This window comes from Flavobacterium aquicola, assembly GCF_003385115.1.
GTDB lineage: Bacteria > Bacteroidota > Bacteroidia > Flavobacteriales > Flavobacteriaceae > Flavobacterium > Flavobacterium aquicola.
The window spans coordinates 82,979-99,481 of record NZ_QUNI01000015.1 but is presented as its reverse complement, the minus strand read 5'-3'; the positions used below and the strand labels follow the sequence as shown (position 1 = coordinate 99,481).

The 16,503-nt window shown below is 34.6% G+C and carries 19 protein-coding genes; 8 read left to right on the top strand and 11 right to left on the bottom strand.

Features of this window, described 5'->3' with window-relative positions:
• Nucleotides 1–19: 19 nt before the first annotated feature.
• The 6 genes from C8P67_RS19515 to hemA form a co-directional block, all read right to left on the bottom strand.
• Complete coding sequence (locus tag C8P67_RS19515) at nt 20–394, bottom strand: hypothetical protein (protein ID WP_115814862.1); 375 nt, start codon at nt 392–394, stop codon at nt 20–22.
• A gap of 68 nt (nt 395–462) precedes the next feature.
• Nucleotides 463–1,488, bottom strand: coding sequence for a uroporphyrinogen decarboxylase (gene hemE / locus C8P67_RS19510; protein WP_115814861.1), 1,026 nt, complete (start codon nt 1,486–1,488; stop codon nt 463–465).
• Nucleotides 1,489–1,578: 90 nt separating this feature from the next.
• On the bottom strand, nt 1,579–2,232 hold the full coding sequence (locus tag C8P67_RS19505) for a uroporphyrinogen-III synthase (protein ID WP_115814860.1): 654 nt from the start codon (nt 2,230–2,232) through the stop codon (nt 1,579–1,581).
• Between the two features lie 15 nt (nt 2,233–2,247).
• Entirely contained in the window at nt 2,248–3,174 is a 927-nt protein-coding gene (hemC, locus tag C8P67_RS19500) for a hydroxymethylbilane synthase (protein ID WP_115814900.1), read from the bottom strand.
• A gap of 129 nt (nt 3,175–3,303) precedes the next feature.
• Entirely contained in the window at nt 3,304–3,708 is a 405-nt protein-coding gene (locus C8P67_RS19495; protein WP_115814859.1) for a GxxExxY protein, read from the bottom strand.
• 257 nt (nt 3,709–3,965) lie between these two features.
• Nucleotides 3,966–5,222, bottom strand: a complete 1,257-nt coding sequence (hemA, locus tag C8P67_RS19490) for a glutamyl-tRNA reductase (RefSeq protein ID WP_115814858.1) — start codon at nt 5,220–5,222, stop codon at nt 3,966–3,968.
• A gap of 228 nt (nt 5,223–5,450) precedes the next feature.
• On the opposite strand from hemA, the gene C8P67_RS19485 reads away from it, so the two are divergent.
• The 6 genes from C8P67_RS19485 (at nt 5,451) to C8P67_RS19460 (ending at nt 11,087) form a co-directional block, all read left to right on the top strand.
• Nucleotides 5,451–6,323, top strand: coding sequence for an AraC family transcriptional regulator (locus C8P67_RS19485; protein WP_115814857.1), 873 nt, complete (start codon nt 5,451–5,453; stop codon nt 6,321–6,323).
• Nucleotides 6,324–6,422: 99 nt separating this feature from the next.
• Nucleotides 6,423–7,442, top strand: a complete 1,020-nt coding sequence (gene hemH / locus C8P67_RS19480) for a ferrochelatase (protein WP_115814856.1) — start codon at nt 6,423–6,425, stop codon at nt 7,440–7,442.
• Between the two features lie 143 nt (nt 7,443–7,585).
• Nucleotides 7,586–8,140: a CopD family protein gene (locus C8P67_RS19475; RefSeq protein ID WP_115814855.1), complete on the top strand. Its 555-nt coding sequence runs from the start codon at nt 7,586–7,588 to the stop codon at nt 8,138–8,140.
• Nucleotides 8,141–8,142: 2 nt separating this feature from the next.
• Nucleotides 8,143–9,615, top strand: coding sequence for a sensor histidine kinase (locus tag C8P67_RS19470; protein ID WP_449403987.1), 1,473 nt, complete (start codon nt 8,143–8,145; stop codon nt 9,613–9,615).
• A 10-nt stretch (nt 9,616–9,625) separates the two neighbouring features.
• Nucleotides 9,626–10,408 (top strand): enoyl-CoA hydratase/isomerase family protein, encoded by a 783-nt coding sequence (locus C8P67_RS19465; protein WP_115814854.1) that lies wholly within the window; start codon nt 9,626–9,628, stop codon nt 10,406–10,408.
• Between the two features lie 280 nt (nt 10,409–10,688).
• Nucleotides 10,689–11,087 (top strand): hypothetical protein, encoded by a 399-nt coding sequence (locus tag C8P67_RS19460; RefSeq protein ID WP_115814853.1) that lies wholly within the window; start codon nt 10,689–10,691, stop codon nt 11,085–11,087.
• A gap of 96 nt (nt 11,088–11,183) precedes the next feature.
• On the opposite strand, the gene C8P67_RS19455 is transcribed toward C8P67_RS19460, so the two are convergent.
• The 5 genes from C8P67_RS19455 to C8P67_RS19435 all read right to left on the bottom strand — a co-directional run bounded on the left by C8P67_RS19455 (nt 11,184) and on the right by C8P67_RS19435 (nt 15,078).
• Nucleotides 11,184–11,651, bottom strand: coding sequence for an SRPBCC family protein (locus tag C8P67_RS19455; protein ID WP_115814852.1), 468 nt, complete (start codon nt 11,649–11,651; stop codon nt 11,184–11,186).
• A 55-nt stretch (nt 11,652–11,706) separates the two neighbouring features.
• Nucleotides 11,707–12,360 (bottom strand): HD domain-containing protein, encoded by a 654-nt coding sequence (locus tag C8P67_RS19450; protein ID WP_115814898.1) that lies wholly within the window; start codon nt 12,358–12,360, stop codon nt 11,707–11,709.
• A 133-nt stretch (nt 12,361–12,493) separates the two neighbouring features.
• Nucleotides 12,494–13,480 carry an acyl-ACP desaturase gene (locus C8P67_RS19445; RefSeq protein WP_115814851.1) on the bottom strand — a complete coding sequence of 329 codons (987 nt, stop codon included), beginning with the start codon at nt 13,478–13,480 and terminating at the stop codon, nt 12,494–12,496.
• Nucleotides 13,481–13,493: 13 nt separating this feature from the next.
• Entirely contained in the window at nt 13,494–14,228 is a 735-nt protein-coding gene (locus C8P67_RS19440; protein ID WP_115814850.1) for a lysophospholipid acyltransferase family protein, read from the bottom strand.
• 115 nt (nt 14,229–14,343) lie between these two features.
• Nucleotides 14,344–15,078, bottom strand: coding sequence for a lysophospholipid acyltransferase family protein (locus C8P67_RS19435; protein WP_115814849.1), 735 nt, complete (start codon nt 15,076–15,078; stop codon nt 14,344–14,346).
• A 124-nt stretch (nt 15,079–15,202) separates the two neighbouring features.
• On the opposite strand from C8P67_RS19435, the gene C8P67_RS19430 reads away from it, so the two are divergent.
• Nucleotides 15,203–15,595 carry a ribonuclease P protein component gene (locus C8P67_RS19430; protein WP_115814848.1) on the top strand — a complete coding sequence of 131 codons (393 nt, stop codon included), beginning with the start codon at nt 15,203–15,205 and terminating at the stop codon, nt 15,593–15,595.
• A gap of 79 nt (nt 15,596–15,674) precedes the next feature.
• The gene (locus C8P67_RS19425; protein WP_115814847.1) at nt 15,675–16,502 is read left to right on the top strand and encodes a DUF4349 domain-containing protein; all 828 of its coding nucleotides are present in this window, start codon (nt 15,675–15,677) and stop codon (nt 16,500–16,502) included.
• The last annotated feature ends 1 nt before the right edge of the window (nt 16,503 follow it).

The window sequence follows — 16,503 nt, the reverse complement described above, 5'->3', positions numbered from 1 at the left end:
ATTCTTAATTAAAACTGTTTTATTCGAAATATATACGGTGGTCTTGTGTTGAAATATCGTATAAATTATATGCAATCCATGCAAAAAGAATCAAACTTGGAAACCATGCAATTCCTATTAATTTAAAATATAAAGTTTGCTTTTTTATTTTACAGAAATCAATATAACCTAAAATATAAAAAGTGTACAATAACGGAATGACGAATGAACCTACCGTATATAAAGATATTTCAGCCATTTGTTTTTCTCCTGATAAAAAATATTGATGAAAAACTAAACCACCAATAACATTGTACCACCAACAAATAAATAAAAGTAATAAGAAAACATTCAACCCAATAAAATTAGGATTTATTTGCTCTTTATTTTCAAAAATGATTTTTTCTTCTTTCATCTATAATTGAGTTTTCATCTCAGTTTTCATTTGTATCTAAAACTAAAAACTGAGATGAAAACGATATACTATTGTCCGTATTCCTTCACCGCATCAATAAACGCTTTGGCGTGATCCACAGGAATATTTGGTAAAATTCCGTGGCCAAGGTTTACGATGTATTTGTCTTTTCCGAATTCGTCGATCATTTCATGAACCATTTTCTTGATGGTTGGAATTGGAGAAAGCAATCTTGACGGATCAAAATTCCCTTGTAAAGTAATATTGCCACCTGATAAATAACGGGCATTTCTGGCCGAACAAGTCCAGTCTACTCCAAGTGCAGAAGCTTTACTTTTCCCCATATCATTCAAAGCAAACCAACATCCTTTTCCGAAAACAATAACTGGAGTAACCTCTTCTAAAGCTTCAACGATTTGGTTGATGTATTTCCATGAGAACTCCTGATAATCCACAGGAGAAAGCATTCCTCCCCAAGAATCGAAAATCTGAACGGCGTTTACACCCGATTTTACTTTTTCCTTTAAATATAAAATAGTTGTATCGGTGATTTTTTGTAACAAAGTATGCGCTGCTACTGGGTTTGAAAAACATAATCCTTTGGCAGTATCAAAACTTTTAGAACCTTTTCCTTCAACAGCGTAGCAGAAAATTGTCCAAGGTGAACCTGCGAAACCAATTAATGGCACCTCATCATTCAGCATTTCTTTGGTCAGTTTAACTGCATCAAAAACATAGCCTAAAGTTTCGTTTACATCTGGAACAAAAACCTGATTTACCTGTTCCATCGTACGGATTGGATTTGGAATAATCGGTCCCAAATTGTCTTTCAATTCTACGTGGATTCCCATTGCTCTTGGCACAACCAAAATATCCGAAAATAAAATAGCAGCATCCGGCGCAATACGGCGAATCGGCTGAACGGTGATTTCGGCAGCTAATTCTGGAGTTTCACAACGGGTGAAAAAATCATATTTATCACGCAAAGCTCTAAATTCCGGTAAATATCTTCCCGCTTGACGCATCATCCAAACTGGTGGGCGTTGTACTGTTTCTCCTTTTAGTGCTTTTAAAAATAGGTCGTTCTTAATCATTGTTTCCTTGCGTTAGGCTTTAAGCATTAGGCTTTAAGCATTTTGTTTGTCTATAATTCTAACTTATGGCTTATTGCCTAAAGCGTATTGCTATTTGTATTCTTCGATTACATCTTCAATCACATTTTCCACTGTAGGTTGATCAGCGATGATGATGTTTTTTGTTTTATTTCCTAATGCTGATGCTGTGGTTTCCCCAATGCAAAAGCACATTTCTTTTTTAATGTTATTCTCTTTTAGATAACTTTCAATTCCTGAAGGACTGAAAAACAGAATGGCATCAACCGGAATTTTTATTTTATGAGGGGTTAATGTCGTTTCATAAACTTCAATTTCATTAAAAGTGATTTCAGCTTCTTTTAATGCCTCTGGCAAAGTGTCTCTTCGAAGGTTTCCGCTAAAAAAAGTAAAGCTTTCTGATTTGTAAATCAAAGTAATGATTTCAGCTAAATCTGAAGCGTAACCAGTATAAGCAACAACTTCAAAACCATTATCAGCAAGTAAGTTTTTGGTTTTCAAACCAACGCAATACACTTTTTTGGTTTTTAATTTTTCTAAATCAGGATGCTGTAAAATACTTTCAACGGCATTTTGACTGCTAAAAATCAGGCTTTCGTTTATGTTTTTTAAATCAAATGATTTGGTTTTAGTACTGATGAAATCATTTTCAATTAACTCAAAACCTGCGTCAATCAGAGGCTTTTTTTGATAATCGGCAAGTATTTTGGTAGAGAGTATTTTCATGATTTGGAAGCCGAATTATTTCTTCAAAGTTGCTTTAATAGTGGCCATCAATTCAGCGCCACCATTATCTAATATTTCTTTAGCACAATTGAAACCTAATTTTTTCCATTCGCTGACATCTACTGTTTTTTCGATTTCCAACTTCTGTTTTCCATCAATAGACAGCAAAATTCCTTTGAAAGTAAAAGTATCTTCAACTTCAGAGTAAGTTGCCAAAGCCCCAATAGGCGCCGTACAGCCTCCTTCGAGAATTTTTAGAAATTGTCTTTCGATATGAGTACAAACCTCTGTTTCGACATCATTTAATTGAGAAACGGCATCTAGAACAAAACTGTCATTTGCCATAGCCACAACAACCATTGCACCTTGTGCAGGCGCGGGAATCATCCAATCCAAATCGATAAAATCTGTTGGTTTTAAGTTGATTCTTTCCAACCCAGCAGCTGCAAAAACAGCTCCGTTCCAGTCGTTATCTTTAAGTTTCTGCATTCGGGTATTCACGTTTCCGCGTAAATCGACTACAGTATGATTGGGATATTTGTTGAGCCACATTGCCTGACGGCGTAAACTTCCTGTAGCAATAGTTCCGCTAGTTTCCAGAAAATCAAGATTTCCTTTGTGAACCAGAATATCCAAAGTATTGGCTCTTTCCAAAACTGCTGATTGAACAATTCCAATTGGCAGAGCCGTTGGAACATCTTTCATTGAATGTACCGCAATGTCAACTTGACCGTTGATCATCGCAATGTCTAATGTTTTGGTAAAAATTCCGGTGATTCCAAGCTCGTAAAGTGGCTTGTCAAGAATAATATCTCCTTCCGATTTTACGGCAATAATTTCGGTTTTATAACCTAAATCGTTTAGTTTTTTTTGTACCGTGTGGGCTTGCCATAACGCTAGTTCGCTGTCACGGGTTCCAATACGTATTGTTTTTTCTGCCATTTTTATTTTTTTTACCATTAAGATATTAAGGGACATTAAGCTTTGTGATGAATGTAAGTCAATTAAGTTTTAAAACGTTAACTTAATTTCCTTAATATCTTAATGGTTCAATTTCTTTTATAGTAACGTTTAGTCAATTAATCTTGCAAAATAATCATTTACAAGCGGTTTCATTGATTTTGTTATGTTTAAAGTATTAAAATTAATTAATAATCCCTGAGGTCTTTGTAATAATTTCATATATGTAAGTAATTGTGCTTCGTGAATTGGTAAAAGGTTTTCTATCGCTTTTAATTCAACAACTACGCAATCATTCACAAGTAAATCAATTCTTAAATCAGATTCTAATTCAAGGTCATAATAATCTATTTTAACAACTAATTGCTGTTTTACATCGTATCCGTTTTGTTCTAATTCATATTTAAGGCATTGCTCATAAATGCTTTCCAAAAGTCCAGGTCCTAAAGCTTTATGCACTTTTATAGCAAAACCTGTAATTTCATAAGCTAATTGCGTAACCTCTTTTTTTGTCATAGAACTTTTTTTTATTTTTTTACCATTAAGATATTAAGTTAATTAAGGCACTGTTTACATACAAACCTTTAATTTCGTTATAACTTTAATGATTCTATTTTTTAACCATCAAACTTAATTTTTCTTAATATCTTAATGGTTCAATTTTTTATTTTTTACCATTAAGATATTTAAGGTTATTAAGCCTGCTTTTATAAATACAAAACTTAATTTTCTTAATATCTTAATGGTTCAATATTTTTAATTAAATGGTTAAACTATTTTGTAACAGTTTCTAATTGAAAAACTTTTTCGATCCAATCGATGCTCTCGTCTACCATAGTGTCTTCATTTTTAAGATGATTTGCAAAATGGGTTGTGATTTTTTGGATGATTCTAGAGCTGATGATTTCGGCTTGCTCTTCGTTGAAGTTGGAGATTTTTTTACTTTGAAAGTCCAATTCCGAATTTTTAATTGTGTTCAGCTTCTCTTTCAAGGCGTTAATGGTTGGCGCAAACTTTCTAATCTTTGTCCAAGCGACAAATTCCTCCTTTATTTCTTCAATAATAGCCTCAGCTGCGGGGATATGGGCTTTTCTGTTTTCAAGAGTTTCGTCAGTCATCTGTGACAAATGATCCATATGAATTAAAGTCACTCCTTCAAGGTCTTTGACGTTTTCGTTTACGTTTTTCGGAATAGATAAATCCAGAATCAGTAACGGTTTTTTCAAGTTCAGAATCGCTTTGTCAATCGTAGGATTTTGAGCGCCTGTTGCAACAACTACAACATCGGCTTTCTGCAGTTCGATATGTAATTCGGAGTAATCCTTAACAATCAGATTCAGTTTTCCAGCCAATTTTTCGGCTTTGTCTTTGGTTCTGTTGATTAAAGTGATGTGCTCGTTTTTGGTATGTTTTACTAAATTCTCGCAGGTATTTCTTCCGATTTTCCCTGTTCCGAAAAGTAAAATATTCTTGTTTCCAATGTCTGGAACGTTCTTGATAATATATTGAACCGAAGCAAATGACACTGAAGTAGCACCTGAACTGATTTCGGTTTCATTTTTAATCTTTTTACTGGACTGAATCACGGCATTTACCAATCTTTCCAAAAAAGCGTTGGCTAAACCCATTGCTCTGGCTTCGGCAAAACCATTTCGAATCTGGCTGATGATTTCAAAATCACCCAAAATCTGACTATCCAAACCAGTTCCTACGCGAAATAAATGCTGAATAGCTTCCTGACTTTTATAGACATAAGCCACTTTTTGAAAATCCTCAACGGTTCCGTTGCTGTTCTCACAAAGTAATTTGATTAACTGATAAGGGTGTTCGGCGTGACCGTAAATTTCGGTTCTATTACAGGTTGAAGTCACGAACAAACTCTGGATTCCTTCGTTTTTTGCCTGTTCCAACAAACGTGTTTTTGCTAAAGTATCAAGGCTAAATTTACCTCTTGTTTCTGCATCGGCTTTTTTGTAGCTCAATCCAATGGAGTAAAAAAACTGATGCTTCGAAACGTTATGATTTTCCATATATTCACTTTCATATAAAGTATTACAAAACTATTACTATCGTTTCTATAAAAATAACGCTAAAAGTTCTTTTTGTGTCGCTGTATGCTTTTTTGAATTTAATCCGTTGTTTTTTAAGAAAAACTGCTATTTTTGCAGTGTTATCAAGGGTTATCTTGAATTTTATTTAGAGTGATTCTAAATAAAAGTTTTCGGAAAAAGTCATTTTTTTACATAAAAAATATCGTTATGAGTTCACAAGATATTATAACAATTGAAGAGGATTTTACCCTACTTCGTTTTCAAAATGATTCTGATGTTTCTTTTCATGCACAGCATGAAGTTAGTAGTGGGTTGATTCAGTTTCATTTTGGATTAAAGGGAAAAACCAAATTTAACTTCAATCAAGGGAGTTATGTGTTGGATTTGAATGAAGAGAAGTCGTACCTGTTCTACAATCCGCAAAAGGAATTACCGCTTAATCTGGAATTGGCGCCTAATACTTGGGTAATCTCCATTTTAATTTCGATTCAAAAATTTCATCGCTTATTTTCGAATGATGCTGGTCATATTCCTTTTTTGAGCGAAGAAAACAAAGACAAAAAATATTATAAAGAGGGAGATATCAGTCCTTCGATGGCAATTGTTTTGAGTCAGTTGTTTCATTATAATCTGAATCCTTCGATCAAAAATTTATATTACAAAGGCAAAGGATACGAACTATTGAGTTTGTATTTTAACCGTTCTGAAGACCCGAATGCAGAACAATGTCCGTTTTTGATTGACGAAGAAAATGTCTATAAAATCAAAAAGGCAAAAGAAATCATCATCGGAAATATGGCCGAACCACCAAGTTTACAGGAATTGGCAGACGAAATAGGTCTTACGTTAAAGAAACTCAAAATGGGTTTCAAGCAAATTTATGGCGACACCGTTTATGGCTATCTTTTTGATTACAAAATGGATTATGCACGTCAATTGCTCGACAGCGGTTCTTATAATGTTAACGAAGTGGGACTGAAAATTGGTTACAGCACCGGAAGTCATTTCATCGCCGCGTTCAAGAAGAAATTTGCAACCACACCAAAGAAATATCTGATGTCGATTAATTCGAATGTGTAAAACAATCGATTTTAAGCATCAAATCATAACAAAAAAATAACATTTATCATATTTCCAAGAAGTAGCTTTCTATATTTTTGGCAAAAATCTAACTCACACATGAAAGGCGTATTATTAGTAAATTTAGGTTCTCCAGAAAGTCCGCAGACAAAAGATGTAAAACCTTATTTAGACGAATTTTTAATGGATAAATACGTGATTGACGTTCCGTATTTACTGCGTGCCCTGCTGGTTCGCGGAATCATTTTAAGAAAACGTCCGGAAGAATCGGCTCATGCTTATCAAAAAATTTGGTGGGACGAAGGTTCTCCGTTAGTGGTACTTTCTGAAAGAATGCATAAAAAAGTACAGCCTTTAGTGGATGTTCCTGTTGCTTTGGCAATGCGTTACGGCTCGATGAATATTGAAAAAGGACTACAGGAGTTACACAACAAAGGAGTGGATGAGGTTTTGCTTTTTCCATTGTATCCGCAATATGCGATGGCTTCGACGTTAACTATTTTGGTTAAAGCCGAAGAAATCCGCAAGAAGAAATTTCCAAACATGAAATTCACGGATGTTCCTGCTTTTTACAACAAACCTGATTACATTAAAAACTTAGCCGATTCAATTCAGAAGCATTTATCCGGTTTTGAATACGATCATTTATTGTTTTCGTATCATGGAATTCCAGAACGTCATATCCGCAAAACTGACGTGACCAAATCCCATTGTAAGATTGACGGTTCATGCTGTAGCACGCCATCGCCAGCTCATGATTTTTGCTACCGCCATCAATGTTACGAAACTACTAGACAAGTAGTTAAATTGCTAAACCTTCCCGAAGACAAATACAGTCTGACTTTTCAGTCAAGATTGGCGGGAGACAAATGGTTAGAGCCTTATACCGATATCGAAATTGACAAAATGCCCGAAAAAGGGATTAAAAACCTTGCTGTTGTAACTCCAGCTTTTGTTTCAGATTGTCTTGAAACTCTTGAAGAAATCGCAATGCGTGCCAAAGAAGATTTTGAAGCAAAAGGCGGTGAAAATTTCTTGGCGATTCCTTGCTTGAACGATGATGACGAATGGTGTGAAACCGTTGGGAATTGGATTAATGAGTGGAGTGCAAAGATTTAAGAATGAAGAATGCGGATTAACGATTTTTGACCCGAGCGATAGCGAACAGGCGAAGCATTTATAATAAAGCTAAATAGTTAATCTAATATACGAGTTATCAAAATTTGAAATCAAAAATTCGTTAATCTAAAATCATAAATCTAATGGAAATATATAACTACCTAAAATCCCTGCACCTCATCTTTGTAATTACTTGGTTTGCAGGTTTATTTTATATCGTCCGATTGTTTGTGTACCAAATAGAAGCTGCCGATAAACCTTCGCCAGAAAAAGAAATTCTGCAGAAACAGTATAAAATAATGAGCTACCGATTATGGTACATTATTACTTGGCCAAGTGCTGTTTTGGCTAGTATTTTTGCTTTTTGGATGCTGTTTTTTACCCCAATGGGAAATGCTTGGTTGCAGATGCCTTGGATGCATGTAAAACTTGGCTTTGTTTTTGTGCTATATTTATATCATTTAAAATGCCAGCAGATTTTCAGTCAATTACAAAGGGATGAAGTCAAATACACGACAAATTTTATGCGTTTATGGAATGAAATAGCCACTATCATATTATTTGCAGTAGTGTTTTTGGTCATTTTAAAAAATGCGGTAAACTGGATTTACGGTGTAATTGGAATTTTTATATTCTCGATTACAATAATGCTTGGTTTTAAATTTTACAAAAAAATTAGAGAGAAAAACAAATCGTAGTCATGTCTAAAGCATATAAGATTCCGTTAATTTCATTACGTTTTAGAATCTTCATTTCAATGGTTATACTAATCATTGCTACCTCTCTTTTACTCATATCCATTTCGATTATTCAGTATAAAAATGTCGCCAAAAAGTACAATCAAAGGCGAATTGAAGGCATGGAAATGTATGTAAAAAAGCATATTGACTACATGCTTTCTACAACAGACTACCCGCTGACTGATGACAATATCAAGATAATTTTCAAGGACAAAATCCACGAAATATCAGATATTCAAAATGCCGAAATACAGATTTATTCCCTAAACGGAAACCTGATTAAATCATCCAAAGAATCATTTTCGGTAGAAAAATATACGCCGACTGTCTCTAAATTTATTCTTCGCTTGGTTAATTCCTCAATTGACAAAAGATTTCTTGAAGTCAAAACCATTAACGGGATCAAGTACAGATCGTCCTATAGTTTGATAAAAAACAAGAAGTTCAAGCCTATTGCGATTTTAAAATTACCAAATATTCCAGATGATGGTTATTATGAAAAAGAATTAAACAGCTTTTTGATCCGTCTGGTACAGGTTTATTCACTCATGATTGCAATCGCATTTGGATTGGCCTACATACTGTCTTCATTTATCACCAAACCGATTTATGATTTTGCCGAAAAATTAAGAGAAACAAGCTTGAATCAGAAGAATGAAAAGATTCCGTTTTCGGCAAAGATTAAAGAAATCAATATGCTGTTGATTGCCTACAATAGAATGACCGAAGAACTTGAAAGAAACGCTATTGTACTCGCTCAAAATGAACGGGATTTGGCTTGGAGAGAAATGGCAAAGCAAGTGGCTCATGAAATCAAGAATCCGCTTACGCCAATGCGCCTTACAATTCAAAGCTTTCAGCGAAAATTCAATCCGGAAGAACCAAACATCAGACAGAAACTTAATGATTTTTCCGAATCGTTAATCCAGCAGATTGACACGATGAGCTCCGTAGCATCTGCCTTTTCGGATTTTGCGTCTATGCCTGCACAGCAAAACGAACTGCTGAATGTGGTCGAAGTGGTAGAGCTGACCTTGGATATTTTCCATGAAGACTACATTGTTTTTGAATGTTCTGAAAAAGAGATTATTTCAAAAATTGACCGGACACAACTCATCCGAATCATTACAAATTTGGTTAAAAATGCTATTCAGGCCATTCCTTGTGATCAGGAAACCAAAATGATATTGGTCACCATTAAAAAAGAAAACAATCAGGTTGTGATTGTTATAAAAGATAACGGAACAGGCATAAATCCAGAACATATCGACAATATTTTTGAACCCAAATTCACTACCAAAAACAGCGGAATGGGTCTTGGTCTCGGAATTATAAAAAACATCATCGAAAACTACAGCGGAACAATAACATTTGAAACTAAATACGGAAGAGGTACCATTTTTACGGTAACCCTGCCCATCATAAACTCTTAACTACAAAAAAATGAACTACGAAAATCTTTCAATCACAATCGAAAACGGTATTGCAACTGTTGTAATCAATAGGCCTGCCAAATTAAATGCGCTCAATATAGCAACTATAAATGACTTGCATAAAGCCATCAAAGTATTGGGGAAAAACAAGGAAATTCAAGTTATTATACTCACCGGAAGTGGTGATAAAGCATTTGTTGCCGGCGCCGATATTTCGGAATTTGCGCATTTCACTATCGAAGAAGGAGCACAGCTGGCTTTTCAGGGGCAAGAACTGCTTTTTAATTATATAGAAAATTTAAAAACTCCTGTCATTGCTGCTGTCAATGGATTTGCATTGGGAGGCGGATTAGAATTAGCAATGGCCTGTCATATCAGAGTAGCTTCGGACAATGCTAAAATGGGGCTTCCAGAAGTTTCTCTGGGCGTTATTCCAGGTTATGGCGGAACACAGCGTTTACCGCAGTTAGTTGGCAAAGGACGTGCTCTGGAAATGATAATGACTGCCGGAATGATTACTGCCGATGAAGCCAAACAATACGGATTAGTAAATCACGTAGTTCCTCAAGCTGAATTGATTGATTTTGCCACTTCTATTGCGAAAAAAATCATGAATAATTCTCCTTTTGCTATCGGCAGAGCGATAAAAGCTGTCAATGCTAATTTTGCTGAAGGCAAAAATGGTTATGAAACAGAGATTAAAAACTTCGGGCGCTGTTTTGGAACTGAGGATTTCAATGAAGGAACAAAAGCGTTTTTGGAGAAAAGAAAGCCGGTTTTTAAAGGAAAATAATTAAAAATTTGGCAGTATTCAGAAAAGGTGAATCAGTCAATAAACATTTTTTTGCGTAATATTGTCATTCCGACGAAGGAGGAATCTTCGTCAGAAGCTCGACAAAGATTGAGATTTTGATTGCGGATTACTTACGGAGATTCCTCCTTCGTCGGAATGACATACTTTGAGGATAATATGTTGTTCAACAAGTTTTACGATTCTCCGAATACTTGTGTTTTTAAAAACCTGTTAGGTTTAATCGAAATACATCAAATTAAATATTAAAAAATAAAAAATTATGTCCTTCCAGCCTGTATTTGCCGAATTTTGGGAAAAAGTAAAAGAAAGTATTGCTGATAAAACCTACGCAAAATTAACCTTGGCCAAAACCATTGGTGATACCGATTTGAAGAATATCTATGTACGTCCCGTTTTATTGGAAAATGACGAGTTTAAACTTTCAATTATTGCGCGCTACAAAACCGAAGAAATTGAAAGTTTTCATTCACTTGAAGAAGCTTTTTTTATATTGGCTCCGTATATGAATAATCCCTTTTTAACGGCATTACTATTCACCACAGAGAATGACATCACCTTCAAACTGAATAAAAAACGTGCCGGAACTATTACAGAACAAGCGCCTACTTTTAAGAACGCTTCGGATGTGATTTTAGAAATGAAAGAGAAAGGACTTTAATAATATTCAGTGTTCAGTTGGCAGACGGCAGAATTTAGATTCCAGTCTTCAGTAAAATTGGCAAACTGAACACTGATTACTGCTGACTGAATTCTTTCACATAAGTTCTTTCGGGAATTTGTCTATGATAAGATTAAGGTTGATGTTGTGTTCCAAATATGCTTTCAATCCTGAGAGAACAAAGGCAAAACCTTCGGTTGAATTTTTTATAGCCAGTAGAAGCTGTTCTCCTGTTTCTTCAAATCCGTAATGCTTGATTGATACATACGTGGTATCATCGCTTAATGACTGAAAGGAAAATTCAATAGTTGTAGGCATTTCAGAGGTAAACCAGTCAACGGTAATTTTTTGATTTTCTACAATTTCTTTGGCTACTACCTGAGTCGAAAAATTATACATTTCCCATTCCCAAGTTACAGTTTTGCCCACTTCCAGTTTGTCGCTTCCTTTGGTAAACCAAAAATATTTAGTCACTTCGGGATCAATAAATGCTTGAAAAACTTCGGAAGCCGGTTTCCGAATCCGCATTTGGGCTTCGGAACATTTTAAATTGTTATCTGACATAATTATTTGGTTTTAAAATTCTGAAATCTAACATCTGAAATCTGCATTCTAAAATCTACAGCTCCCCGTCCCATTCTGCGTAAAATTGCGACAAAAATCCCTGCATGTACTCGTGCCTTTTTTGGGCAATTTCTTTACCCGTTTGGGTATTCATTTTGTCTTTTAGCAATAATAACTTTTCATAAAAATGATTAATTGTTGGTGCCTGACTGTTTTTGTATTCTTCTTTGGTCATGCTCAAATTAGGGGAAATTTGAGGATTATGCATAGCTCTGTTCTTAAATCCGCCGTAGTTGAAAGCTCTGGCAATTCCAATGGCACCTATAGCGTCCAAACGATCCGCATCCTGAACGATATCCAATTCAATAGACGAGAAGGTCTTTTTGTTATTTCCGCCCTTAAAAGAGATGTTATCGATGATTTGGATAACATGAGTGATGATATCTTCTGAAACATTTTCACTTTCCAAAAACTTTCTTGCAATTTTTGGACCAACAGTTTCATCACCGTCATGAAATTTACTGTCGGCTATATCGTGAAGCAAGGCACCAAGTTTGACTATGGTTTCATTGCAGGTCTCTCCGCTGGCAATTAACAGTGCATTTTTGTACACTCTCTGAATGTGAAACCAATCGTGTCCTCCTTCGGCATTTTCTAATTTTTCTTTTACAAAAAGAATCGTTTTATTTATTAAATCCTGATTACTCATCGCTATCTGCATTTATAAAAAAAAGCTGATTTTTAAAGTATGAACCTCAAAAATCAGCAATGTTAGTTTTAATATCAAAAATCAATTGCAATCTCAATTTTAAATCTAAAATCTCAGTTCTGCAATCTTAAATCTACAATCTTGCCGGTTCTACCCATTTAAATTGAAATGATTCTGTTGGAATTGTCAGTCTTTCAGAAACTTTGGCCATTCTTGCAGGTAATTTCATTAAGTAATCACGGGCTTTTTCAGCTTCATCTGTTAAACTGCCAATTTTGTCAATTTCCCACTTTTCAATTAATTTCTGCATGATGTCAACATAATCATTTGCAGTATAAACTCCAATTCGTTGTGCCGAATCAGAAAAATGTACAAAGGCAGAACTGATTTTTTCTCCGGATTCTCTCAGGAAATGAGCAGGCATCACGATTTTTTGCTTCATCATGTATTGAAAAGCCAGCATCATTTCGCTTGGATCAACATTGAAAATTTCGGTAACAAAATGGCTATACGCATGGTGGTGACGCATTTCGTCTCCAGCAATCATTTTGCACATTTTGGATAATTTCTTGTCTCCGTAACTTTTGGCCAATTGCGACACACGGTTATGAGAAATATAGGTTGCTAACTCTTGAAAACTCGTATAAACGAAGTTTTTGTAAGGGTCTCTTCCGGTTCCAATATCAAAACCATCGTTGATTAAGTGCTGAGTAGTCATTTCGACTTCGCGCATGTTCACACGGCCTGACAAGTACAAGTATTTATTCAATAAGTCTCCGTGGCGGTTCTCTTCACCAGTCCATTCACGAACCCATTTTGACCAGCCGTTTCTTCCTTCATTATCGACACCTTCTACTTCCATCAGCCAGTTTTCGTAGGTTGGCAGAGCTTCTTCGGTGATCATATCCCCAACCATGGCAACCCAAAAATCATAAGGAAGATCTTTGGAAATTTCTCTAAGTTCTTTTACTTCTTCGAGGAAATTATCACCTTCAGAATTAGGCAAAAAGTCAGAAGGCTGCCAAATTTTCTCTACAGGTATCAAGTATTGATCCACAAAACTATCAACCTTGTTTTCTAGAAACTGCATTACTTCCAGACGAATGTTTTTTATAGACATTATATATTAATTATTAAATTTTTATTCCGTTTACAATAGCCGACTCGGTTTTTTGCATAATTTCTTTAAATTCAAAATCTTTTACTGCAAATGCTTCGTGGACTACAAAGGTAATACGATTTCCTAAACCATAGGGAAAAGTTCCATATTTTACGAGTTTCCATGAATTATTGATGCTTATGGGAACTATATATGCCGATGGCGCATTTTTGCATAATATTTTCAAACCTGTTTCTGCAAACTCCTTTGGCTTACCGTCTTTACTGCGGGTTCCTTCTGGAAAAATGACTGCTGAGCGGGTATGTTTTTCTATATATTCAGAAATCTTTTTGATCTCTGGTATTGCTTGTTTTGGGTTTTTCCTGTCTATAACTACTGATCCGCCATGTCTCAGATTATAGGAAACACTTGGAATTCCTTTTGCTAATTCTTTTTTGCTGACAAATTTGGGATGAAATCTTCTCAAATACCAAATTGACATAATTATATCATATAAACTCTGATGATTTGCTACAAAAATAATAGGCACGCCTTTTGGAATGCTTTCACGATTTTCAAATTTAAAAGTCGTTCCTAATAATATAACGATTTTTAGCAGCACAAAATTGAGATAATCAACGCTTTTTTTATGTGCCTGATATCCAAAAACGTTCAAACAGATCCATTGAATTGGGTGAAACACTGATAAAGTCAACAATACCAATATTAAAACAATAAAAGATAAGGGATACGAAATTAACTTCTGCATACTATTAAATTTAGTGCAAAAGTAATAAATTATACTTTATTTACAGCCATTTCCCAAAACTGCGGGATTTTCATTCTCCAGTGTTGTAAAGCTGAAGATATTAGTGCGGTTTCTATTAAAGTTTTATGCCTTGGACAATCTCATTTTGTGTTTTTTTCATAATTTCTTCAAATGAAAAATCACTTACTTTGAATGATTTGTGAACGGTAAATCTAATATGGTTTCCAAAACTTAACGGAAAATAACCGTATCGATATACTTTCCATGAATCATTAATACTTATGGGAACGACGTAAGCTGATGGAGCATATTTGCATAAAATTTTAAGACCGCTCTCGGCAAATTCTTTTGGAACTCCATCTTTGCTTCGGGTTCCTTCGGGGAAAATAACAGCTGAATAGTTTTCTTTTTCAATATATTCTGCCAGCGATTTTATCTGCGGAATAGCCTGCTTTGGATTGCTTCTGTCAATAAGTACATATTTAGCATTGCGCAGAAAATAAGAAACACTCGGAATTCCTTTTGCCAGTTCTTTTTTGGTGACAAAAAGACAATTAAACTTTCGCAGATACCAAATAATTCCAGCGGTGTCTAATAAACTTTGATGATTGGCGACAAATATAACTGGAACATTTTTTGGAATAAAATCTATATTTTCAAAAGAAAATCGTGTTCCTAAAATATGATTAAATTTTAAACTAATAAATGCTATAAAATTAAAGACTGTCTGTAGTCCAGCATTTCCAAAAACCTTGAAAGCAAACCATTCTACGGGCTGCATCACACACATCACTACAAAATAAACCAAATAGTATATTGAGGTTATGAGGTATAATAAAATCTTTTTCATTGCTAAAAAGTTATACTCAAAAATAATAAATCTCTTTCTATTACTCAATTTTAAACTGGAACAATTATGTCATCTAGCGTTTAATTGTACCTTTGTCCAAATATTACAGCGTCTTTTTTATAAAATGAACTTCACTTATCCTAAAAACGAAAAACTCAAAAGCAAAATTACCATCGGTTTATTGTTTACCGAAGGAAAATCGGTAGCTAAATATCCATTGCGGTTGGTTTATAATACGGGAACTTTTGGCGAAGGCGAAAAAATAAAAATAGGCGTTTCGGTTTCTAAAAAATATTTCAAAAAGGCCGTCGACCGTAATTATTTCAAAAGAGTACTTCGCGAAACTTACCGACTTAACAAACATCTACTTCTTGATAATTTGGATCAGCCTTATTCTTTTATGCTTTTTTACCAATGCAAAGACCGTTTGACTTTTGAAGAAATTAATATCAAAACGGTACAGTTGTTTGAGAAATTTGCATTGCAGATAAAAAAAGAAGAAGAACAATCCAAATAAATATCCATTTCATAGAGCAATTCTACCGCTTAGTTGTAATCTAAATTAATTTTGTATTTTTAAAATAAATTATGCTCCTATGAAATCAAAATTAATAATTGCTCTTTTACTTTTTGTTGCATTAAGCTGTAAAAAAGCTGATGCGGAAGTTTCTGAAGATTTAAAAGTAATGGCTGTAAATTTGCCAGCAAAAGCAAAGTCTGTCAATTCAGAAGCTTATTCTGAATCATCAAATGAAAATGATAAAGTCATTGAGAAAAAGATAATCAGAACTGGTAATCTTAGATTTGAAACAGATAATTTAGAAACTACCTATGAGCAGATAAAAAGTGCTGTAAAAAAAGGAAAAGCCTTTATACAGAACGATAGTCAGGGAAAAGAATATGCTTCCGTTTACAGACGAATAACGGTTCGCATTCCGAGCGAGAATTTTGATTCTTTTATAAAAGACATTTCCAATGGAGTGGACTATTTTGACAATAAAGAAATTAATTCACAAGATGTAACGGAAGAATATATTGATATTGATGCCCGATTGAAAGCCAAAAAGAAACTTGAAAACAGGTATCTTGAACTTTTAGCAAAAGCAAACAAAATGTCCGAAATGCTGGCGATTGAAGCCCAGCTTTCGGCTATCAGAGAAGAAATAGAGGCAAAAGAAGGGCAATTGAGATACATGCAAAGCCAAGTTTCCCTGAGCACTGTCACAATAGAATTCTATAAAACAATTGCCGAAGAAAGCGGTGTTACCATTTCTTATGGAGCTAAAATTTGGAACGCAATTAAATCTGGTTTTTATGGCATTTCAAGCTTCTTTTTGTGGTTACTGGAAATTTGGCCTTTTATTATTTTAGCAGTTGCACTATTTTATTTTATAAGAAAACGATTCAAGAAAAAAAACATATAAT